The 996-nt window shown below is 54.6% G+C and carries 2 protein-coding genes; one reads left to right on the top strand and one right to left on the bottom strand.

What is annotated here, in order from left to right:
• Positions 1 to 4: 4 nt before the first annotated feature.
• Positions 5 to 418, top strand: coding sequence for a DsbA family protein (locus ACR0JF_RS23305; RefSeq protein ID WP_480670118.1), 414 nt, complete (start codon positions 5 to 7; stop codon positions 416 to 418).
• Positions 419 to 436: 18 nt separating this feature from the next.
• Here the strand turns inward: ACR0JF_RS23305 and ACR0JF_RS23300 are convergent.
• Positions 437 to 996, bottom strand: a 560-nt coding sequence (locus ACR0JF_RS23300; protein ID WP_480670116.1) for a phosphotransferase, incomplete at its 5' end; no start/stop codon positions are given.

Here is a 996-nt window from a genome sequence, read left to right as displayed (position 1 = left end):
CTATTTGACCCATGACCTTCATCGCTTTGCGCGGCGACGCGGGTTGAGTTTTCACATGAGCCCGCATTTCCCCATGAACACCAAATTCGCAATGCGCGGAGCTAATTTTGCGAAAGGTAAATCTTGGGAAACCAAATATATAAACGCGATTTTTGATGCGATTTGGGTGCATGGGCAAAAGGTCGACGAAATGGCGGTGCTTGTCGACATCTTGCATGAAAACGAATTGCCCGTGCGCAAAATCCGTGAAGCCATGACCGGCCCTGACGTCAAGCAAGACCTGAAAGATCAAACCAAGGCCAGTGTTCGCCGCGGCGTTTTTGGCGTGCCTACCGTGTTCGTCGGGACCGAGATGTTTTTTGGCAAGAACAGCCTGCCGAACGTAAAGGTAGAGTTAGAGAGAGCACAAAGCGATTGATTTCCAAGGCTTACACAGTCAATTGAATGTGCTTCGCAGCGCCTCCAGCCCGTGCCGCGCAAACAGTGGAACGTAGGCACCATAGGCCTTGGCCCGCTCCGGGTCCGAGGCATTTCCGTCCAAAGCGCGCTTGTAGACGCCCTGCAAAATGCCGGCCATTCGAAAGAAGTTGAAAGCCAGGTAGAACCCGAAGTTGTCAATGCCCGGCAAACCCCGTCGCTTGCAATATTGGTCGACAAAATCCTGATCATTGGGCAGTCCCAGGCTGGCGCGATCTATCCCCGCCAGACCCCGCCCCTGTTTCCCCGGTGGCAGCTGCCATTGCATGATCACAGCGGCCAGATCCGCATATGGATGGCCAATTGTTGACAATTCCCAATCCAACACTCCAATGCAATCCGTGCCGTCCGGCGCGAACATCAGGTTGTCGATGCGATAATCCCCGTGCACCAAGGTGCGCTGCCCATCATCCGCGGGAACCGAGCGATCAAGCTCGGTTGCCAAAGCATCCATGTCTTCGATCACCGACGTCTCGGACGCGCGATATTGCTTGGTCCAACGCGATATCTGCCTCTCGT

The organism is Ruegeria sp. BG11 (genome assembly GCF_056538565.1).
The sequence above is the reverse complement of the archived record's forward strand: the minus strand, read 5'-3'. Positions and strand labels throughout refer to the sequence as shown.